This window comes from Rhizobium sp. CG4 (genome assembly GCF_023701965.1).
GTDB lineage: Bacteria > Pseudomonadota > Alphaproteobacteria > Rhizobiales > Rhizobiaceae > Agrobacterium.
This window is the reverse complement of record NZ_JABAEG010000003.1, coordinates 474,339-496,403: the sequence shown is the minus strand read 5'-3', so window position 1 is coordinate 496,403 and position 22,065 is coordinate 474,339. Positions and strand designations below refer to the sequence as shown.

The 22,065-nt window shown below is 54.7% G+C and carries 18 protein-coding genes; 4 read left to right on the top strand and 14 right to left on the bottom strand.

Annotation, left to right across the window (positions count from 1 at the left end):
- Positions 1-178 precede the first annotated feature (178 nt).
- Positions 179-2,083, top strand: a complete 1,905-nt coding sequence (gene dnaK, locus HGO37_RS12585; protein WP_192487001.1) for a molecular chaperone DnaK — start codon at positions 179-181, stop codon at positions 2,081-2,083.
- A gap of 86 nt (positions 2,084-2,169) precedes the next feature.
- Positions 2,170-3,297 (top strand): molecular chaperone DnaJ, encoded by a 1,128-nt coding sequence (dnaJ, locus tag HGO37_RS12580; protein ID WP_192487835.1) that lies wholly within the window; start codon positions 2,170-2,172, stop codon positions 3,295-3,297.
- Positions 3,298-3,359: 62 nt separating this feature from the next.
- Here dnaJ and HGO37_RS12575 read toward each other — a convergent pair whose 3' ends face one another.
- The 11 genes from HGO37_RS12575 to polA form a co-directional block, all read right to left on the bottom strand.
- A complete protein-coding gene (locus HGO37_RS12575; protein ID WP_285200568.1) occupies positions 3,360-3,899 on the bottom strand; it encodes a DUF924 family protein in 540 nt (179 codons plus the stop codon).
- 27 nt (positions 3,900-3,926) lie between these two features.
- On the bottom strand, positions 3,927-4,139 hold the full coding sequence (locus HGO37_RS12570; RefSeq protein WP_192487000.1) for a SlyX family protein: 213 nt from the start codon (positions 4,137-4,139) through the stop codon (positions 3,927-3,929).
- Positions 4,140-4,214: 75 nt separating this feature from the next.
- Positions 4,215-4,505 (bottom strand): hypothetical protein, encoded by a 291-nt coding sequence (locus tag HGO37_RS12565; protein ID WP_192486999.1) that lies wholly within the window; start codon positions 4,503-4,505, stop codon positions 4,215-4,217.
- A gap of 166 nt (positions 4,506-4,671) precedes the next feature.
- Positions 4,672-6,177, bottom strand: coding sequence for a tripartite tricarboxylate transporter permease (locus tag HGO37_RS12560; RefSeq protein ID WP_250983571.1), 1,506 nt, complete (start codon positions 6,175-6,177; stop codon positions 4,672-4,674).
- A 9-nt stretch (positions 6,178-6,186) separates the two neighbouring features.
- On the bottom strand, positions 6,187-6,648 hold the full coding sequence (locus HGO37_RS12555; protein ID WP_250983570.1) for a tripartite tricarboxylate transporter TctB family protein: 462 nt from the start codon (positions 6,646-6,648) through the stop codon (positions 6,187-6,189).
- Between the two features lie 97 nt (positions 6,649-6,745).
- Positions 6,746-7,729: a tripartite tricarboxylate transporter substrate-binding protein gene (locus tag HGO37_RS12550; RefSeq protein ID WP_250983569.1), complete on the bottom strand. Its 984-nt coding sequence runs from the start codon at positions 7,727-7,729 to the stop codon at positions 6,746-6,748.
- A gap of 213 nt (positions 7,730-7,942) precedes the next feature.
- Positions 7,943-9,319 carry a sigma-54-dependent transcriptional regulator gene (locus tag HGO37_RS12545; protein WP_250983568.1) on the bottom strand — a complete coding sequence of 459 codons (1,377 nt, stop codon included), beginning with the start codon at positions 9,317-9,319 and terminating at the stop codon, positions 7,943-7,945.
- Positions 9,316-11,142: a sensor histidine kinase gene (locus HGO37_RS12540; protein WP_250983567.1), complete on the bottom strand. Its 1,827-nt coding sequence runs from the start codon at positions 11,140-11,142 to the stop codon at positions 9,316-9,318. The genes HGO37_RS12545 and HGO37_RS12540 overlap by 4 nt, the downstream gene beginning before the upstream one ends.
- Positions 11,143-11,346: 204 nt before the next feature.
- Positions 11,347-11,532, bottom strand: coding sequence for a 50S ribosomal protein L32 (rpmF, locus tag HGO37_RS12535; protein ID WP_006724402.1), 186 nt, complete (start codon positions 11,530-11,532; stop codon positions 11,347-11,349).
- A 149-nt stretch (positions 11,533-11,681) separates the two neighbouring features.
- On the bottom strand, positions 11,682-12,329 hold the full coding sequence (locus tag HGO37_RS12530; RefSeq protein WP_250983566.1) for a glutathione S-transferase family protein: 648 nt from the start codon (positions 12,327-12,329) through the stop codon (positions 11,682-11,684).
- Positions 12,330-12,475: 146 nt separating this feature from the next.
- A complete protein-coding gene (gene polA / locus HGO37_RS12525) occupies positions 12,476-15,454 on the bottom strand; it encodes a DNA polymerase I (RefSeq protein WP_250983565.1) in 2,979 nt (992 codons plus the stop codon).
- A 459-nt stretch (positions 15,455-15,913) separates the two neighbouring features.
- Here polA and HGO37_RS12520 point away from each other — a divergent pair, with 459 nt between their 5' ends.
- Positions 15,914-16,345 (top strand): MarR family winged helix-turn-helix transcriptional regulator, encoded by a 432-nt coding sequence (locus HGO37_RS12520; RefSeq protein ID WP_250983564.1) that lies wholly within the window; start codon positions 15,914-15,916, stop codon positions 16,343-16,345.
- 136 nt (positions 16,346-16,481) lie between these two features.
- A complete protein-coding gene (locus HGO37_RS12515) occupies positions 16,482-17,873 on the top strand; it encodes a M20/M25/M40 family metallo-hydrolase (protein ID WP_250983563.1) in 1,392 nt (463 codons plus the stop codon).
- A gap of 82 nt (positions 17,874-17,955) precedes the next feature.
- Here the strand turns inward: HGO37_RS12515 and HGO37_RS12510 are convergent, their stop codons facing one another.
- From HGO37_RS12510 to HGO37_RS12500, 3 genes are all read right to left on the bottom strand, one after another.
- Complete coding sequence (locus HGO37_RS12510; RefSeq protein WP_250983562.1) at positions 17,956-18,684, bottom strand: sugar transferase; 729 nt, start codon at positions 18,682-18,684, stop codon at positions 17,956-17,958.
- Positions 18,685-19,024: 340 nt separating this feature from the next.
- Complete coding sequence (locus tag HGO37_RS12505) at positions 19,025-21,310, bottom strand: transglycosylase domain-containing protein (RefSeq protein WP_250983561.1); 2,286 nt, start codon at positions 21,308-21,310, stop codon at positions 19,025-19,027.
- 136 nt (positions 21,311-21,446) lie between these two features.
- Positions 21,447-21,905: a YbaK/EbsC family protein gene (locus tag HGO37_RS12500; RefSeq protein ID WP_250983560.1), complete on the bottom strand. Its 459-nt coding sequence runs from the start codon at positions 21,903-21,905 to the stop codon at positions 21,447-21,449.
- Positions 21,906-22,065 lie beyond the last annotated feature (160 nt).

Below are 22,065 nucleotides of genomic sequence, written 5' to 3'. Positions count from 1 at the left end.
ATTTCTTTTGTTTTGCCGCATTCCACACCGCTTACCGCCTTGCAGCCGGAAAAATCGCTCCTTATATACGCCCCAGAACAGCAAAAATGCTGAACAGATATCAAGACAATCCAAGTCAAGGAGTTGTCAATGGAATGCCTACCGGGGTTCCGACAACTCGCTTCAAGGAGAGAGTAGAATGGCAAAAGTAATCGGTATCGACCTTGGCACGACCAATTCCTGCGTCTCAGTTATGGACGGCAAGGACACCAAGGTCATTGAAAATGCAGAGGGTGCACGCACCACCCCTTCTATGGTTGCGTTCAGCGACGATGGTGAGCGTCTGGTTGGCCAGCCTGCCAAGCGTCAGGCTGTAACGAACCCGACAAACACACTGTTCGCGGTAAAGCGTCTGATTGGCCGTCGTTATGACGACCCGACCGTCGCCAAGGACAAGGGCCTCGTTCCTTTCGAAATCGTCAAGGGCGATAATGGCGACGCATGGGTAGAAGCCCAGGGCAAGGGATATTCCCCATCGCAGATCTCCGCGATGATTCTTCAGAAGATGAAGGAAACCGCAGAAGCTTACCTTGGTGAGAAGGTCGAAAAGGCCGTTATCACGGTTCCGGCCTACTTCAACGACGCACAGCGTCAGGCAACCAAGGATGCTGGCCGTATCGCCGGTCTTGAAGTTCTGCGCATCATCAATGAACCGACTGCGGCTGCTCTCGCTTACGGCCTCGACAAGAAGGACGGCAAGACGATTGCTGTTTATGACCTTGGCGGGGGCACCTTCGATATTTCCGTTCTGGAAATCGGCGATGGCGTTTTCGAAGTAAAGTCCACCAATGGCGACACGTTCCTTGGTGGTGAAGACTTCGACATGCGTCTGGTCGAATATCTGGCCGGTGAATTCAAGAAGGATCAGGGCATCGACCTGAAGGGCGACAAGCTTGCGCTGCAGCGTCTCAAGGAAGCTGCCGAAAAGGCTAAGATCGAGCTTTCGTCTTCGCAACAGACCGAAATCAACCTGCCATTCATCACGGCAGACGCTACCGGTCCAAAGCACCTGACACTGAAGCTGACCCGCGCCAAGTTCGAAAGCCTGGTTGATGACCTCGTTCAGCGCACCGTTGCGCCGTGCAAGGCCGCTCTCAAGGACGCTGGCGTATCTGCCTCCGAGATCGACGAAGTCGTTCTGGTTGGCGGCATGAGCCGTATGCCTAAGGTGCAGGAAATCGTAAAGCAGTTGTTCGGCAAAGAGCCGCACAAGGGCGTAAACCCTGACGAAGTTGTTGCCATGGGCGCTGCCATTCAGGCTGGCGTTCTGCAGGGCGACGTCAAGGATGTTCTGCTTCTCGACGTAACTCCGCTGTCGCTGGGCATCGAAACACTGGGTGGCGTCTTCACCCGTCTGATCGACCGCAACACGACGATCCCGACAAAGAAGAGCCAGACCTTCTCGACCGCTGAAGACAGCCAGTCTGCCGTAACCATCCGCGTCAGCCAGGGCGAGCGCGAAATGGCACAGGACAACAAGCTTCTCGGCCAGTTCGACCTGGTTGGCCTGCCACCGGCACCACGCGGTGTTCCACAGATCGAAGTGACCTTCGACATCGACGCCAACGGTATCGTTCAGGTATCCGCCAAGGACAAGGGCACAGGCAAAGAACAGCAGATCCGCATTCAGGCATCTGGTGGTCTGTCCGACGCGGACATCGAGAAGATGGTCAAGGACGCTGAAGCCAATGCTGAAGCCGATAAGAAACGCCGTGCAGGCGTTGAAGCCAAGAACCAGGCTGAAAGCCTCATCCACTCGACCGAAAAGTCGGTGACGGAGTATGGCGACAAGGTTTCGGAAGCAGACCGCAAGGCTATTGAAGATGCAATTGCATCGCTCAAGACAGCCGTTGAAGCTTCCGAGCCGGATGCAGACGATATTCAGGCCAAGACCCAGACACTCATGGAAGTCTCCATGAAGCTTGGTCAGGCGATCTACGAAGCGCAGCAGGCAGAAGCCGGTGAAGGAAATGCTGAAGGCGCCAAGGACGATATCGTCGACGCAGACTACGAGGAAATCAAGGACGACAAGAAGTCTGCTTAATGATGGCTTCTGAACGTACTTGATTGAATGACTAAAATCCGGCTGCCTCGTGCAGCCGGAAATCCATTTTGGGGCGTGTTATCTTCATGGCGAAAGCAGACTTTTACGAAACCCTCGGTGTGAGCAAGTCCGCCGATGAAAAGGAGCTGAAAAGCGCCTTTCGCAAACTTGCAATGAAGTATCATCCGGACAAAAATCCAGATGACGCCGAATCTGAAAAAAAATTCAAAGAAATCAACGAAGCCTATGAAACGCTGAAGGACCCGCAAAAGCGCGCGGCCTACGATCGTTTCGGTCACGCTGCCTTTGAACAAGGCGGCATGGGTGGCGGTGGCGGCGGTGGTTTCGCCAATGGCGGTTTCTCCGACATTTTCGAAGACATCTTCGGCGAGATGATGGGTGGCGGTCGAGCACGCCGTTCATCCGGTGGCCGCGAACGTGGCGCTGACCTGCGCTACAACATGGAAATCTCGCTTGAAGAAGCCTTTACCGGCAAAACGGCGCAAATCCGAGTTCCGACCTCGATCACTTGCGACGTATGCACTGGTTCTGGCGCCAAGCCCGGAACGCAGCCCAAGACCTGTGGCACCTGCCAGGGTTCCGGTCGGGTACGCGCAGCGCAAGGTTTCTTCTCGGTCGAGCGTACCTGCCCTACCTGTCATGGTCGTGGTCAAACAATCACCGACCCGTGCGGCAAGTGCCATGGCCAGGGCCGTGTCACGGAAGAACGTTCACTTTCCGTCAACATTCCGTCGGGTATCGAAGACGGCACACGCATTCGCCTGCAGGGCGAAGGCGAAGCTGGTATGCGCGGTGGCCCAACCGGTGACCTGTACATATTCTTGTCTGTAAAACCGCACGAGTTTTTCCAGCGAGATGGTGCCGATCTTTACTGCGCCGTGCCAATTTCGATGACTACGGCAGCTTTGGGCGGTACATTCGATGTGACGACACTGGATGGCACAAAATCGCGTGTCTCCGTGCCTGAGGGCACACAGGCTGGCAAGCAGTTCCGTTTGAAGGGTAAGGGCATGCCGGTGCTGCGTTCTGCGCAGACGGGCGATCTCTATATCCAGATCCAGATCGAAACGCCGCAGAAACTCAGCAAACGTCAAAGAGAGTTGCTACAGGAATTCGAGCAGCTTTCGTCGAAGGAAAACAATCCAGAATCGTCGGGTTTCTTTGCCCGCATGAAGGAATTCTTTGACGGCTAAGCGTCTGACGTAACGGCATAAAATTGAAAGGCTGGAGATTGTGACAATCTCCAGCCTTTTTATTATCCGGCAAATCCACCCTCATCGAGAAACGCCTGTTCTTCTGGCGTCGTGTCGCGGCCGAGAATTCTGTTGCGATGAGGAAAGCGGCCAAAGCGCTTGATGATGTCACGGTGCTCGATGGCGTGGTGTAATGACGGGCCACCAATGATCTCTATCAGGCGGCAGCAGAACTCCTGATCATCCAACTCTTCCGAGTGCATGAGCGGCATATAGAAAAACACGCACAGCGCCTCATCGACCGCCGTATCAAGACCTTGTGCGATGGACTTATGGGCAAAATGTCGAGCAAGCGAATCCGTCGCATACATATGGCCCGTTCCGCGGAAACAGTTGCGTGGGAACTGATCCAACAATAGCAGAAGAGCAAGTGCACTTTCCGCATTGTTCAACCAGTCATCCAGTTCACGGGCAGCCGCTGCAAAATGCGCAGCTTTAAATCGATCATGGAACTCCTGGTCGAAATCCTCATCCTTGGCAAACCACTTTTCAGGACCTGCATTTTTCCAGAAGGTGATGATTTCGGCTGCTGTTGCTATCAATGCTGTTACCTCTGCAATGTGGGGATTTCAGTAATGTGGCGGCTTGGTAATGGCGGGCGCGTCCAATGACTGTTCTTCCAGGCTCAAAAACCGCTCAGTCAAACGGTCCAGTTTGGCACGCGTTTGTTCCACGACGCGCCATTGCTCCGCCAGTTGATCCGAGAGTTCATCAATAACACGGCTTTGATGGGCGACCGTTTCCTCCAGTGACACTACCCGTGCTTCCATATCAGTCGGCATGCATATCCTCATTTATTCCACAGTGCTGCATTCAACCCACACCGGCAGAATGTCAACCGACGGCATGATGTTACCTCACCTTTCCTTACGCCGTTTATACGGCATCAACATGATTGCGGATGCCGTCACGGCACCGGCAAAGGTTGTGACAAGAGGCAGAGAAATCAGCAACATCGGCAACAGCGGATTTTGGGAATGTTCAATCCGGGTTCCAAGACCGCCGATATCAAAGAACATCAAACCAGCCGCGATAAATAGGCCAAGGCTTGCCCCAAATCCGGCATTACGCGCTAGAAACCATAACATGTCCCAATGATCCTGCCGGGCTTCTTCCGGCGTCATCTCAAGGTCGTCGTCGTTTTTCATGGCGCATCCCTTCTGCGGGGTATTTTCAAGATTGTACAACAGCACCCACAAAATCGGAATTGATTTTCAGAATGCGCGCTATGACATGACGGGGCGGACGACACACTCACCAACGAAAAACCCGGCAAGGAATGCCGGGGTTGCGAGTAATGGAAGCTGATGAGGATTATTCTTCTTCCTGAAAAACCTGCTCACGCTTTGCCTTGACGCTTGGCAGGAAGACGACAACCAGAACCAAAGCTGCAATAGCCAACAGGATGGCGCTGATCGGCCGTGTGACGAATGTTGTCGGATCACCACGCGACAAGATCATGGCACGGCGCAGGTTCTCCTCCAACAGCGGCCCAAGCACGAAGCCGAGCAGCAGCGGCGCTGGCTCACAGCGCAATTTCACCAGCACGTAACCAATGAAACCAAAGAAGGCGACGGCGTAGAGGTCGAAGACATTGGAGTTCACGCTGTAAACACCGATAGCACAGAAGGCCATGATGATCGGGAACAGCACGTAATAGGGAATGGTCAGTAATTTGACCCAAAGCCCGATCAACGGCAGGTTCAACACCACCAGCATCAGGTTGCCAATCCACATCGACGCAATGATACCCCAGAACAAGGCAGGCTGTTCGCTCACCACATTTGGGCCGGGCACAATGCCCTGAATGATCATCGCACCAATCATCAGCGCCATAACGGGATTGGCGGGAATGCCAAGCGTCAGCAGCGGGATAAAGGATGTCTGCGCACCGGCATTATTGGCAGATTCTGGACCAGCCACGCCCGCAATCGCGCCGTGGCCGAATTCCTCAGGGTTTTTCGACACACGTTTTTCAACAGTATAGGACGCGAACGAGGCAAGGATTGCGCCACCACCGGGCAGAATACCCAAAGCCGAGCCAATGACGGTGCCACGTAGAATAGGTGCAATCATACGTTTGAAATCATCCTTGCTTGGCAATAGGCCGCTGACTTTGGACATCAGCACCGAGCGGGAATGTTCATCTTCGAGATTGCGCAGGATTTCCGCTATGCCGAAAACACCAACTGCTAGCGCCACGAAATTCAAGCCATCGGCATATTCACGGATGCCGAGCGTGAAGCGCGGTGTACCGCTGTAGATATCGGTGCCAACAAGACCCAGAAGCAGGCCCAGCACCACCATCGCCAGTGCCTTCACGATGGAGCCATGCGCCAGGGCAATGGACGACACCAGGCCGACGACCATCAGTGAAAAATATTCGGCAGCACCGAACTTTAGTGCAATCACCGTCAGTGGCGGCGCAAAGATCGCCACCAGGAATGTCGCAACTGTCCCTGCAAAAAAAGAACCAATTGCCGCTGTGGCAAGTGCTACACCCGCCTTACCTTTGCGGGCCATCTGATAACCATCGATGGCCGTTACGGCAGATGAGGATTCGCCGGGCATATTGATCAGGATAGCGGTGGTTGAGCCACCATACTGCGCGCCGTAATAAATTCCGGCCAGCATGATCAGTGACGAAACCGGCTCAAGCTGGAAGGTGATCGGCAACAACATGGCGATGGTTGCCGTTGCGCCAATGCCCGGCAACACGCCGATCAAGGTTCCCAGCAACACGCCAATCAGGCAGAAGAACAGGTTTCCAAGCGACGAAGCCGTGCTGAAACCAAGTGCGAGATTATCGAAAAGTTCCATCGAAACCTCTTAGAACTTGAGCCATGGACCAAACCGCTGGAACGGCAGGCCAAGACCATAATTGAACACGACGACCGAAAAGACAGTCAGCCCGGCCGCCAGAAGAACGGCGGTGTGGACTTTCATTTTACGGGAGGCGAAGGCGGCTATCAGCGCCGTGAAAAAGATTGCCGGCACAAACCCTAGCCCGCGAACGGTAAAACCGAAGAAGACTGGTGCGGGCAGAATAAGCAGCATGCCGCGCCAGGCGATAGCGCCCAGCGGTTCATGTGCCACCTTGCCGGAACGCAGGAAGATGACCGCACCTAACACGACGAGAACCAATGACAGGACAAAGGGGAAATACCCCGGCCCCATCCGAAATGTCGTGCCGAGATCGAGCTCGAAAGCCTGCCAACCGAACGCCACGCCGAGACCGACAAAGATCAACCCGCAAACGGCTTCGGACATATTGAAGGAAACTGATTTCATAGAAGCTCCGCTTCCGCGCATGCATCAGACGCTAGCGCACCATGGAAAGGGCTAAAGGGACCGGCGGCCTTGCCGCCGGTTCTTTCAGATAGAGGTATCAGTCGGCGTATTGGCCAGCAGACTCGATGACCGGCTTCCAGCGGGCGATTTCGCTTTCAAGCTTGGCCTTCAGCGCGGCTGGCGTACCATCTGCTTCCGGGGATGGGATGGTGCCAAGTTCAGCAAAGCGCGCTGCAATGTTCGGGTCCTTCAATGCGACCTGAAGCGACTTCGAGAGACGATCGACAGCCTCCTGCGGTGTGCCCTTTGGTGCATAGACACCATGCCAGATACCCACTTCAAAGCCGGGCAGGCCTGCTTCAACAGCAGTTGGTACGTCAGGCAGAACATCAAGACGATTTGGCGAGGTCACTGCGAAGGCTTTTACTGTTTTACCCTGGATCTGCTTGGTGGTGTTGGTTGTCTGGTCGCACATGATATCAACCTGGCCGCCGAGAAGGTCAGTCATCGCTGGACCAGTTCCCTTGTAAGGCACAGTCACCAGCGGTGTCTCAATCGCGCTCATGAACAGCATACCGCACAGATGCGAGGCGGCACCGATACCGGCATTGGCAACCGTTACTGTGTCCTTGTTGGCCTTGGCATATTCAATCAGGCCCTTGAGGTCCGTCGGCTCCAGATCCTTGCGTGACAGGATGGTCATCGGCACTTCAGTGACGAGGCCAACATATTCGAATGCATTGAGCGTATCATAGGCCAGCTTGCGATAGAGCGTGGCGCTGGTTGCCATGCCGATATGGTGCAGCAGGATCGTGTAACCATCAGGATCAGCAGCGGCGACGCGACCGGCACCAAGCGTGCCGCCGGCACCGCCAACATTTTCAACGACGATTTGCTGGCCAAGGTCTTTGGACATGGATTCCGCAACCAGACGGGCTACAGTATCGGTCGGACCACCGGCTGCAAAAGGCACCACCATGGTGATACCGCGATCGGGATAGGTCTGCGCAGAAGCAGACATCGCAATCAGCGAAACGGTTGCAGCCATGACGGCAGACGACAGTGTCTTAAAAAAATTCATCGGTTCCTCCCAGAATGTGACGATGATGTTCGCAAGAACCGACTCCTCAATCGGAACCTGCGGATACGTCATTTGCAGCGGGGGGAAACGAAACTGCAATCGGCTTCGCATGACGCCGCAGCATCTTTTGCTATGAACAAATGATAAATGGGTGGAATTCGAAACATTGCGGAAAAATGACGGGTGGAAATCCACCCATCTGGCCAGCTGGCGTTACAAAGCTTCTTCATCAAGTTGGGTCATACTACCCAAATGGCGTTTATCGAGGCCGTATTTCTGCATTTTTTCGTACAGCGTTTTGCGTGAAATGCCGAGCGCTTCATAGACAGCCTTCAGATTTCCGGCATTAAGGGCGATTGAACGGGCAATCAGATCGCGCTCATAAGACGCCACTTTATCCGCCAGACGATGTGGTTGCCTGTTATCATCATCGGTGACCACCTGCTCGGCATTTTCAGATGAAAGGCCAAGCACAAAACGGTCGGCAGCATTGCGCAGTTCACGCACATTTCCTGGCCATTCCCGCGTCGCTATATCCGCGATAACACTTTGCGGAACTTCCCTATCCTCGCGGCCATAACGAGCCGCCGCCTCACGCACCAGATGCAGGAACAGCAGCGGAATATCGGACCGCCTTTGTGCCAGCGATGGCACGTGCACGGTTGCGACGTTTAGCCGATAGAGCAGATCAGGCCGAAAACGGCCGGCAGCCACCTCTGCCTCAAGATCGACCTTACTGGTGGCAATAAAACGGACATCCAGTTCCACAATGTCGTTGGAACCAAGACGGGTAATAACCCGCTCCTGCAGTACGCGCAGGAATCTTGCTTGAATGTCGATTGGCATCGAACCAATTTCATCCAGCAGAATGGTACCGCCACGAGCGTGTTCAAATTTGCCGTAGCGGGCACGAATGGCCCCGGGAAAGGCGCCTGCCTCATGGCCAAACAATTCGCTTTCAATCAGGTTCTGTGGCAAGGCCGCACAATTGATCGCCACGAACGGACGATTGGCGCGGTTGCTGACATCATGCAGGGCACGCGCCACGACTTCCTTGCCGGCACCGGTTGCGCCAATAATCAAGGTATCGGCATCGGCGGCACCAATCGCTCGGATACGATAGCGAAGATCCACCATGACTTGGGTGCGCCCGGGAAGCCTCGTTTCAAGATCATCACGTTTGCCAGCGACGGCGCGCAGGCGTCTGTTTTCCAGAACCAGCGACCGTTTATCCATGGCGCGGTGAATGACACCTGACAGATATTGCGCAGTGAAGGGCTTTTCCATGAAGTCGTAAGCGCCATTGCGCATGGCATTAACGGCCAGCTGCACGTCCCCGTGGCCTGTTACCAGAATAACCGGAATTTCCGCATCAAGCTCCCGGACCTTTTGCAGCAATGTCATGCCATCCATGCCAGGCATTCTGATATCGCTGACGACAACACCATCAAAACTGTAACCGATCAGTTCAAGGGCATGTTCGGCACTGGACAGCATGGTCACGGAAAATCCGGACAGTTCCAGCGCCTGCGCCGTGGAAAGGCGAAGCTCTTCCTCATCATCGATCAGCAAGACACGGGCACCATTCATTCCGCAGCGACCTCCGCAATACGCTCAGCCACCGACAATTCGATAACGAACTCGGCACCGCCGCCGTCGGGGTTCCGTACGCGCAGTTCTCCGCCAAAATCCTTGATAATGTTGTACGAGATGGACAGGCCAAGTCCCAAGCCACGACCGACGCCCTTGGTGGTAAAAAACGGATCGAAGATACGTTCCATGATCGCGGCTGGCACTCCCGGGCCATAATCCCGCACCGAAATCAGGACCCTGCCATCATGCTGTTTCGCAGTAACAAAGATCCGGCGGTCTTCCAAAGTCTCCACCGCATCCGCAGCATTTGAAATGATATTCACCAGAACTTGCTGCAAACGGACGAGGCCCGCCTTGACGCTCAAGGGGTTGGTCCCAAAATCCAAGATAAGATCGGCGTTGGCGGCCCTCAATCGCGCATGCAGAATTTCCAGCGTGTCCTGCATTGCCTCTTCAAGCGAGACAGACGTCATCTTTTCATTCGGCTTGCGGGCGAAGTTACGTAAGTGGCGACTGATTGACGCCATGCGATCGATCAAAGCCGAGATCCTCTTGAGGTTGTCGCTGGCCTCCTCCACCCTGTCACGTCCGATAAGGAGGGCCGCACTGTCGGCGTAGGTTTTTGCTGCCGCCAATGGTTGGTTGAATTCATGCGACAGGGCGGCCGACATCTGGCCGAGACCGGCCAGCTTTCCGGCCTGAATGAGGTCCCCTTGCGTTTTTCGCAGCTGTTTTTCGGTTTGCCGGCGTTCGGCAATTTCACGCTCAATATGGCGGTTGACCCGCGCCAGATCTTGCGTGCGCTCCGCCACCCGTCGCTCCAGTTCTGCCTGTGTTTCAGCCTGCAGCACCATTCGTTCCTGCAATCGCGCCCGGCGCTGCAAAACTGCGGCAAGGATGAACCCTGCAAGGCAAAGGCAGAGCACCACCGCAATGACCGTCGTGCGTACCTGGTTGCGCACTGAACTGGTGTCCATCAACACCCGCACGGTCCAGCCGGCTTCAGGCATCAGTTGCGACAGGGCGAGATATTCCTGCTCCCCCTGCCCGCTGGCGATCTTGAATAGCCTATGTCCGTCACTGCTTTCGATGCTCAATGGCAATTCACGCAATGTCGCATCGGAGTAGCGGCGCGATGTTTCGGTCCGCAACAACCGATCCTTGGTTAGTGGCAGCAGCGAGGCATAGAGCCACTCCGGCGTACCAGTCATGAAGATGATGCCTTCAGGATCAGACACGATGATCCGGTTTTCACCATTGCCGAAGGAAGCCTCAATGCCTTCAATATCGACCTTAAAAACGATCACGCCCTTGATGGCATTCTCGAACAAAATGGGTGAGGAGAAATAATATCCACGCTTATGCGAGGTGGTGCCAAGAGCAAAGAACCTCGATTGCTGGCCTTTTGCTGCCTCTTGAAAATACGGCCTGTAGCTGAAGTTCTGGCCAATGAAGGTGGCCGGTCCATCGAAGTTGCTGGCAGCAATCGTTTCACCGTCCAGCGTCATGACATAGATGTCCGACGAGTGCAGAAGCGTATTGATCTCTTTCAGATAGATATTGGCGCGGTCACGCAGCAACTGGTTGGAAGGGTTGCTGACCAGTTCCTCAATATCGTCGTGATCGGCCATCAGGGCGGGTAAAGGCTCGTAGCGGCTCAGATGCCCACCGAGAGCCGAAAGGGCCAGCCTGAGCGTTGTATGAGCCTGGGAGGAGGCTTCATTCATGAAATGGCGGGAAACAAGTTCGCTGCCCTTGGTCATGGCGACAAGGCCCAGGACCAGACACACGACAGCCACGGGTATCCAGCGATGCTTCACCGGTCATTTCCTCCAATACAGTGCTTTCACGCAATCCCGAACAGTCGCCCGGGTCTCCATCCTCGATGGGAGTGTATGTGGAAGATTGCCGATTTCCAAGATGGCCAATACGCACTGTGCTGCCGTCTGAGTCGTCGGCCAATTGCAGGCACAAAAAAAGCTGGCACAAGGCCAGCTTTTTTTAATCAGTCAGTCAGAAAACGCTTATGCGCTTTCCTTCGGCGTCAGAACCTGACGGCCACGGTACATACCGGTCTTCAGATCGATATGGTGTGGGCGACGCAGTTCGCCGGAGTTCTTGTCTTCAACGTATGTCGAAGCCTTGAGAGCGTCAGCCGAACGGCGCATACCGCGCTTGGACGGGCTTGTTTTTCTTTTAGGTACAGCCATTTGTGTTACTCCACTTAACGGACGAAACGGAGCATGTTGCCACTTATGGCTGAATGCCGCATGTTTCGAAATCGGAAATTTGGCGCGCTTATACATGCCTTACTGGGTCTTGACCAGTCCCCACGCATATTTTTTCAGGTTTTGCAGGGTTATGCCTCACCCTCGGGAACAGTCCACGGCTCAACAATTGCCGCCTGATACCACTTTTGCCATGCAGGATGCGCCTTCATCACCTGCATATACTCCAAAGTATCTTCATTGGAAACCAGATCATAGACATCAAAACGGCAGACAACCGGTGCAAACATGGCGTCTGCAGCCGAAAAAGTCCCGAAAAGATAGGGGCCGCCAGAGCGGGCTCGCAATTCACGCCAGATGTTTTCAATACGCTCGACATCCTTACGAACCGCGTCGGATACCTCAAGTTTACTCTTTTTCCTGCGCATGTGCATTGGACAGGCATGTCGTAAAGCGCGGAAACCGCCCAGCATCTCCATGGAAACAGAGCGGGCGACTGCCCGGTCTTTTATATTTGTCGGCCACAGCTTTTTTTCAGGGAAGAGATCAGCCACATATTCGATGATCGAAAGTGATTCCCAGACACGCAGATCGCCGTGGTGCAGGACAGGAACCAGTTTGGTGGGCGAGATATCCTTGAACTTCGGATTGCCTGCCGCAAAGTCGAAGGGAATCAGAACTTCCTCAAAAGGGATTCCTGCTGCTTCCATGGCAAGCCATGGCCGCAAGGACCATGAGGAATAATTCTTGTTGCCTATATAGAGCGTCAATTTTTCCATTCGCTACTCCTGTCACAACGCTTTTAAAACACGCCTGTGGACAGGCGCGTTTTCAGCTTCTTCCATGACAGATACGCGATCGACTGACGATCCTTTGACGGTGATCCGGTTGATGAAGTTTTTTGATGGATGCCCCAGAACCGGGATTAGTGCGCCTCATCCCAGTTGGTCGCGGCTCTCGCATCAACCTTCAGCGGCACGGCCATGGATACCGCAGGCATTGCCGCGTTTTCCATGACAGACACGACAAGCCCCAACGCCTTGTCGATTTCCGCGTCTTCAACCTCGAATATCAATTCGTCGTGCACCTGCAACAGCATCCGCGCCGAAAGCTTTTCCGCCAACAGTGCCGGTTCGACACGCACCATGGCGCGGCGAATGACATCCGCAGCAGAACCCTGAATAGGCGCATTTATAGCCGCGCGTTCGTTAAAGGCACGGACAGACGGGTTGGACGAGCGGATTTCAGGATAATAGGCCCGGCGACCAAAAATGGTTTCCACATAACCCTTGTCGCGTGCAAAGGCTTTGGTCGCTTCCATATAGTCCTTGATGCCGGGGAAACGCTCAAAATACTTTTTGATGTATTCGCCGGCTTCCGAGCGGCCAATGCTCAGCTGATTGGCAAGACCGAAAGCGGAAATGCCGTAGATGATGCCGAAGTTGATGGCCTTGGCGCGGCGGCGCACTTCTGAAGGCATGCCCTCAACCGGCACGCCAAACATTTCAGAGGCGGTCATGGCATGAATATCGACGCCATTCTCAAAGGCCTGCCGCAGCTGCGGAATATCCGCCACATGCGCCAGCACACGCAATTCAATCTGGCTATAGTCGGCAGACAGAAGCTTGTGACCGGGCGTGGTGATAAATGCCGTTCTGATCTTGCGACCTTCGGCTGTACGAACCGGAATATTCTGCAGGTTCGGTTCGGACGATGACAAACGTCCTGTCGTTGTCGAGGCCATTGCGTAAGATGTATGAACACGCTTTGTCTCGGGATGAATGTAACCCGGCAGTGCATCTGTATAGGTTGACTTCAACTTGGTCAGCTGACGCCAGTCAACAATCTTCGAGGGCAGTTCCGCACCCTCGGCGGCCAGATCTTCCAGCACCTGTGCAGAAGTAGACCATTGTCCGGTCTTGGTTTTGGAACCACCGGGCAGCCCCATCTTGCCGAACAGGATGTCACCAAGCTGCTTGGGCGAACCGACGTTGAACCGTTCACCTGCCAACGTATAGATCTCTTCTTCTGCGGCAGCAGCCTTTTGCGCCAGCTCCCCAGAGAGACGCGACAGGATTTGCCGGTCAATGGTGATGCCGCGCTCTTCCATGCGGCACAGCACAGCTACCAGCGGCCGCTCCAGCCTTTCGTAGACTGACGTCAGGCCCTCAGCAGCCAGACGCGGTTTCAGTACGAGCCAGAGGCGGAGTGTGACATCCGCGTCCTCACCGGCATAGGCGGTGGCTTTCTCAATGTCGACGAAATCGAAGGTGACGCTGGCTTTGCCAGAGCCCGCAACGTCCTTATAGGCAATCGGCTTGTGACCAAGCCAACGCTCAGACAGAGCATCCATGCCGTGCGTGCCTTTGCCCGCCTCCAGCACGTATGACATCAGCATCGTGTCGTCATAACCGTCAATCACCACGCCGTGGCGCTTCATCAGCAGGTAATCGTATTTGAGGTTCTGTGCGACCTTCAGGACGGAAGGGTCTTCAAGCAGGCGCTTCAGCCGCTCAAGAGCATCACGGAAAGGTATCTGGCCTTCGCTCAACTTGATGCCATCGCTGAACAGATCACCACCAGACCCAGTCTTGTGGGTCAAAGGCACATAGGCGGCGCGAATGGTTGTTCCGGAACCATCCTTGTTGTTATCAGCGAGTGCCAGCGAGAAACCGACAAGCTCGGCCTGCATCGGGTCAAGAGACGTTGTCTCGGTATCGAAAGCAACAACGCCTGTCTCGTACGCATCCGCTATCCATCTATCCAAACTCTGCACGTCACGGATCGTCGTATAGCCGGTCGTGTCGATGGGCGATGATGCAAACAACGCAGCACGCGATGCTGCCAGATCAGACGGCGCAAAACCGTCCTTGTGGACGACCTCTACAGCGTCTGCCGACGCCGCTGCCTGCGATGGCTGTGGTGCAGCTGTTGTGCCAGCACCGACATCAGGACCATGGGCATCCGCGCCCCATTCGACGGGTACGACTGCAGCCTCAATCTCGCCGGCTTCCGCACCTGTGGCCTCTGCCACACGGCGGGTCAGCGTCGTGAACTCCATGGCCTTCAGGAAGGCAACCAGCTTGGGTCCGTCCTGCGGCTCCAGCACCAGCTGGTCGAGCTGCATTTCAAGCGGTACGTCTGTGCGCAACGACACAAGCTGGCGGGAAAGCCGGGCAAGCTCGGTATTGGCAATGATGTTTTCACGCCGCTTTTGCTGCTTTATTTCGCCCGCACGCTCAAGCAACGTATCGAGATCACCATACTCTTCCAAAAGCTGGGCCGCCGTTTTCGGACCGATGCCTGGAATGCCCGGAATATTGTCGGTCGAATCTCCCGTCATTGCCTGCAGGTCGATCATCTTTTCCGGCGGTACACCCCATTTTTCGATGACTTCCGGGATGCCGATCTGCTTGTCCTTCATGGCATCGTACATGTGCACGTTGGCCGTGATGAGCTGCATCAGGTCCTTGTCAGACGAAATGATGGTGGTGTCGGCGCCCACCGCCTCGGCCTGCCGGGCGTAGGTGGCGATCAGATCGTCGGCCTCAAAACCTTCCTTTTCAATGCACGGCAGGTTGAACGCACGGGTCGCATGACGGATCAATCCGAACTGCGGGATCAGGTCCTCTGGCGGTGCAGAGCGGTTTGCCTTGTAAAGGTCATAAAGCTCGTTGCGAAATGTCTTTGAGGAATAGTCAAAAATGACGGCAAAATGCGTGGGCGTAACGCCAACATCGGTGTTGCGTGCATCCCTGAGCAATTTCCAGAGCATGTTACAGAAGCCGGAGACTGCATTCACCGGCAAGCCGTCAGACTTGCGGTTCAATGCTGGAATTGCGTGAAACGCCCGGAAAATAAAGCCGGAACCGTCAACGAGGAAGAGATGATCGCCTTTTTTCATGGTGCCATCGTTACCTTGCGCCTCATCTTGCGTCCACAGAAAGTTAGATTTGGCCCGGTTTCATGCCCAGAAAGATTCAGTCAAAATCCGTGCTCACCGCTCACCTTAACGTTACCGATTTGTAATAGTTTCTTCCCTTGAAAAGCCTCATTTGCAGCCACAATTATTACTCAACGGCGCCTGATCACGCCGTAGTCTGATAGCTGGCTCGTCCCCCGCCGCGTCAGACCGGACAAAGGCCTTCCCCCCTCTCCGGGCCTTTGTCCCTCGATAAGCCGCCATGGCCGACCCCCTCCCGGCCGTGGCGGTTTTTTTATTGGCCTCACCCCGCAAAAATACCTCAGCTTTGACGCCTAAAAATGTCGCCGCATGTTTGGGGAAAGAATGGACCATTATGCGTAAGCCGCCCTGCCGATGCCATCGACCAGTGCGAGACTTGTTTTCAGGACCTCAAATCGCATGCGCTTTTCAAGAACCGATTCTGCTGCCTATCTGACTGCCCAGCTGGCCAAGGCCTTTTCACGTGCCTTGCATAAAAAAGCCTCGGCACTTGGCTTTTCTCCAGGCCAATTTCCGATCTTGCTCGAGCTCTGGAATGAAGATGGCATCACACAACGGCAATTGCTTGATCGGCTGGATATCGAGCAGGCAACGCTTGCCAATACATTGGCCCGCATGCAGCGCGACAGCCTGATCACCCGCAAGCAGCACCCCAAGGACAAACGCGCCCAGATCATCGAACTTACCGCGCAGGGTCGCTCGCTCGAGGAACAGGCTATTACCGCTGCCAAAGAGGCGGATGAATTGGCATTTTCCGGCTTCCGTCGCTTCGAGCGCGAGTTGCTGATCGAGTATGTACAGCGCGCACTCAAAAACACTTCCGCGATGTAGGTCGATGCGATAACGTTGTTATCGGCAACTGACTGCGCATTTCGACTAAATGCGCAAGCCCGGCTTCGAATTAAAAAGGCAGCATTCCCATCAAACCCCGCGGGTTTCAGAATGCTGTCCAATGGCAGGATACCCAATGACTGATATTTCCAACGTTTTGGCCAAGGCCGATGAAAATCTGACGTCGAGCCTCGACAGGTTGTTTGAACTTGTCAGAATAAAGTCCATCTCTACCGACCCGGCTTTCAAGGCTGAATGCCGCAAGGCCGCCGAATGGCTGACAGCCTCGCTGTCGTCGATTGGTTTCGACGCGTCGGTTCGTGATACCGCAGGCCACCCGATGGTCGTTGCGCACCATGCGGCAGCGACAGCGGATGCTCCACACGTTCTGTTTTATGGCCATTATGACGTACAGCCGGTCGACCCGCTGAACCTGTGGGAAAACGATCCGTTCGAACCTGCGATCAAGGATCTTGGCAACGACCGCAAGGTCATCACCGGCCGTGGCACATCTGACGACAAGGGTCAGTTGATGACCTTCGTTGAGGCATGCCGCGCCTACAAGGAAATTCACGGCTCGCTGCCGATCCGCGTGACCATCCTGTTTGAAGGTGAAGAAGAGTCAGGCTCCCCGTCCCTCAAGCCATTCCTCGAAGCCAATGCCGGCGAGTTGAAGGCAGAGTTTGCACTCGTCTGTGATACCAGCATGTGGGACCGGGAAACACCGGCGATTGCGGGCGCATTGCGGGGTCTGGTTGGCGAAGAAGTCGTCATCACCGCTGCGGACCGCGATCTGCATTCCGGCCTGTTCGGGGGTGCCGCCGCCAACCCGATCCACATTCTGGCCAATATCCTGGCCGGTCTGCACGACACGACAGGTCGCGTGACGCTTGACGGTTTCTATGACGGTGTTGAAGAAACGCCAGCCAATATCAAAGCTTCCTGGGAAACGCTCGGCCGCACCGCAGAGGCTTTCCTTGGCGAAGTTGGCCTGTCCGTACCTTCAGGTGAACAAGGACGCTCGGTTCTCGAGTTGACATGGGCCCGACCCACCGCCGAAGTGAACGGGATTATCGGCGGTTACACCGGCGATGGCTTCAAGACCGTTATCGCCGCGCAGGCATCGGCAAAAGTCTCCTTCCGTCTGGTTGGCAAGCAGGATCCGGCCCAGGTGCGTGAAGCATTCCGCGCCTATGTTCGCGCCAAAATTCCAGCGGATTGCTCGGTCGAGTTCCACGAACATGGTGGCTCACCGGCTATCCAGCTGTCTTATGATTCTCCGGCATTGACGAAGACAAAAAATGCGCTCTCCGACGAATGGCCAAAGCCTGCCGTTGTCATCGGCATGGGCGGCTCGATCCCGATCGTTGGTGACTTCCAGAAGATGCTCGGCATGGATTCGCTTCTGGTCGGTTATGGCCTGACCGATGACCGTATCCACTCCCCGAACGAGAAGTACGACCTGCAGTCCTTCCATAAGGGTATCCGCTCCTGGATCCGGATCATGGATGCGCTGGCCGCGAAATAAACAAAAGCCCCGCTTCGGATCACCGGAGCGGGGCTTTCTAAAATAAAGGCGTCTTAAAAAATATCAGACAAAGGCCAAAAAATCAGAAGCCTTTGCCACCCTTGAGTTCGGACCACAAAGTTCCGAAAATAATTTTGATATCCAGCCACACCGAGAAATTGTCGACGTAGTAGATATCCGATGCGATACGGGCTCTTGCCTTGTCCGCACGGTCCGTCGGGCCACGAAGGCCACGCATCTGCGCAAGGCCGGTAATGCCTGGACGCACAGTGTGACGCTTGTGGTAGTTTGGTACGAGATCCTCATAAAGACGGCCGCCTGCAAACATGCCAATGGCATGGCAACGTGGTCCGACCAGCGACATGTCACCCTTCAGGACATTGATCAGCTGTGGCAGTTCATCAATGTTGGTCTTGCGCAAAATTGCGCCCATCTTTGTAACACGAGGATCATTTTTCACGGTCTGCGCGACACCCGTTGCGTCGCACAGATCTGTTCTCATTGAGCGAAATTTATAAACGCGGATTTTCTCTCCATTCATTCCCCAGCGAATCTGGGAGAAGAATACCGGCCCCTTGCTATCAAGTTTCACAAGAAGAGCGACGACACCAAAGAGTGGAGACAACATTAAGAGAGCAGAAAAAGCACCAAAGACATCAATAAGGCGCTTAACTGCAAACTGCAATTTCAGCATAGGTGTTTGTTCAACCTGATCATTCTCAAATAAAATATTTTGTGGTTCTAGAACAATACTACCAGACTGCTGAATCTCTTCGAACCCACCTGCGCGAGCCTCGCCAAGTCTAAACATCTTAATCCTCAATTAAAAAAATTTAGTACAGCAACTAAGCATTCCAATAATCATAAGTAATAATTCATTTACCCTGGAAAGTCATCAGAAATGGGGCAGCCAATGAAAAAACAAGCCTTAGGGTTAATTGAAACGAGCCGAACGGGCGTTAGAAATTAGATATTATTGATAAAAATCAGAACTTTAGAAAAACGATTGGAAAAATCAACCAAAACACGAATTCCAAATTTTGAAGGCCGAATGAACGAATTCTGCCCAAGGCGTCGGTAACATCGCTGGCAATCGCCCGGCACCAGGATGTCGCATTAAGAGACAAGACTCACCTGCAGCCTCCTGCTCGTCAATTTCCCATCAGAAAATCGAGAAGCGTCGTCTGTCTTGCCGGCTGAGGACCGCGTTGATCACTTGCTCCAACATCGGCGGGCGGCACCGGCCCATTTGAATAGGATGGCTCGCCCGGATAAGAGCGCTGCGGAATATCCATCGGCTGACCATTGCCCGAACCAACCTGCTCAGGCGGCATGCCTTGCGATGACAGACGGTCACCGAAGGCGCCAGAGATAATGTCAGTTATAGACCCCGGCTGGTTCTCGTTGGGACGATCGGGTGGAAAAACCGGTTCATCGGTCACATAACCCTGACCAAACAATGGTGATGGGGTCAGGCCCGAATGCGCGGCGGTCATGAAGTCATGCCATACTTTTGCAGGCAGGCCACCGCCGGTCACCTTCTTCATGGGCGTACCGTCATCATTGCCGAGCCAGATGCCGGTCGTCAGGTTGCTTGTGTAACCAACGAACAGCGCATCGCGGAATGACTGGGTTGTGCCGGACTTACCAGCAACCTGCCAACCCTTCAGCCTGGCGGCCTTACCCGTGCCTTCATCGACAACACGCGTCAGCATGCTGTTCATGGCGGCGACGATCGCTTCGCTTAGCACACGAGGTGGATTATCATATTTGTTTTCATAGAGGACGTTGCCGTCCATGTCAGAAATGCGTTTGACGATATGAGGCGTGGCCTTGTAACCGCCATTCATGAAAGGCGCATACGCGGCCGTCAGTTCTGTCAGAGAGACTTCCGAAGTACCGAGCGCAATGGAGGCATTGGCTTGCAACTGGGATTCGATGCCCAGCCGATGCGCCACCTTGGTCACATGGTCAGGACCGACCTCCATCACCAATTGCGCAGCGATGGTGTTGAGCGATTGTGACAGAGCGGATGACAGCGTTACCTCGCCCCTATATTTCTGGTCATAGTTCTCAGGCGTCCAATTGCCGATGCGAACCGGACCGTCATTACGGATGGAGTTGGGACGCAGACCGGCTTCCAAAGCCGCCACATAAACGAATGGCTTGAAGGCCGAACCGGGCTGACGCTTGGCTCTTGTTGCGCGGTTGAACTGGCTGTCAGCGTAGCTTGCGCCACCGACCACTGCACGAATGGCGCCGGTGCCATCGATCGCCGCCAGAGCGGCTTGCGAAACGCCTAGCTTCTTTCCTTCGGCAGCCAATGCCTTGGTGATGGCCTCATCGGCCTTTTCTTCAAGGCCGAGATCAAGGGTGGTATCGACAACCAGATCCTGCTTCACCTCACCGACCAGCGATCGGACCTCATCGATCACCATGTCGGCAGCGTAGTGCTGGGCACCCGACCAGAAATGTTTGGCCTTGGTTGGCGGCTGCGACATAGCCGTCGCACTTTCGCTATCGGTGATGTAACCTTCCTCGCGCATGGCAGAGAGAACGATCTGCGCTCGTTCTTCGGCGGCTTGCGGATCTCGCGCAGGCGACAGACGAGACGGCGCCTTCAGGAGGCCAGCCAGAAGAGCCGCTTCTCCAAGATTTACATCCCGTGCAGACTTGTTGAAGTAACGGCGGGATGCGGCCTCGACACCATAGGCATTCGAGCCGAAATAAACGCGGTTCAGATACATCGCAAGAATCTGGTCCTTGCTGTATTTTTGCTCCAGCCAGAACGACAGCAGCACTTCCTGTACCTTGCGCTCAAGCGTGCGCTCTTGGGAGAGGAACAAGTTCTTGGCAAGCTGCTGGGTTAGTGTGGAGCCACCTTGGACCATACGCCCTGAGGTCACGTTGGTGACCACGGCACGCGCCAAACCGAGCGGGTCAACACCAAAGTGCGAATAGAACCGCCGGTCTTCAATGGCCATGACCGCCTGCGGTATGTAAGGAGACATGTCCTCAAGCGCGACAGCTTCACCGCCGGTAGTCCCGCGGTTGGCAATGACTTCGCCATCAACGGAAACGATCCTGACGTTCGGTGGTCTCTCAGGAATAGACCAGGTGCTGGCAGCAGGCATGCGTGCACCATAATAAAGAACCAAACCCGTGACGGCGATGCCGCCCCAGATGCCCAGCACCACACACCAATAAAACAAGCGCCTGACCAAGCGGACCAACCCTCCTGATTTCGCGACTTTTACAGGTGCTGCTTTGCTCTTTCTGGATTTCTTGGGTGCGGCCGCAGTAGCGGCGGTTTTGCGGCGAACGGCGGAATTTCCGGCAATGCGGTCGCCAGCATCAAGGCGCATCTCTTCATCTTCGAGCTCATCATCCTCGAATGAAGGTTCTATTCTGCGACCTGATTTGCTTTTGCCTGCCATATGGCCGAGACCACTCCTGATACGATAAGCCCTTGCAAACGGGCGTGTTTCGACGCTCGATCTGCATTTCATTCGAATGAGAATAAAATACGGCGATTTAAGGTGCGGTTAAACTCACGGGCCTACCAACTTTATGTTATTGGCAGACATCAACCCATTGTGCGTTGGTGAGCGATGCCATCAGGTCCGGCGAGATGCGGACCGCAGCATTGGTGGCGCCAGCGGCAGGCACAACTTCCTGATAGTTCTTCAACGAAACATCGCAATAAACCGGAACATCCGTGGCAAGGCCAAACGGGCACACACCACCGATCGGATGACTGGTAACAGCCACCACCTCTTCCCCATCCAACATGCGGGGTTTAGCTTGAAACTGCTCCCGGAACTTCTTGTTATCAAGCCGCCTGGTTCCGGCTGTTACAACCAAAAGAACAGTCTCACCGGCACGCAGGCAGATAGTTTTAGCAATCTGATCTGGCTCCACACCATGCGCCTCAGCAGCGAGCGCCACCGTTGCGGAGCTTTTCTCCGTCTCGATGACGGTGATGTCAGGGGATCTGGAAGCGAAATATGTACGGACCGATTCAATGCTCATGCTTAAATGATAGGCGGCCGATTGAGTAATGGCAATAGAACAGCCCCAAGCCATGCACTAACTGCAAAGCTGCGCTGCAATCATGTGGCTGTATTTTGTGCGGGTTTCCGGTACATTTAAATCATCGACGCGGCGCACTCCTCCTCCCAGCGCCCGCCGA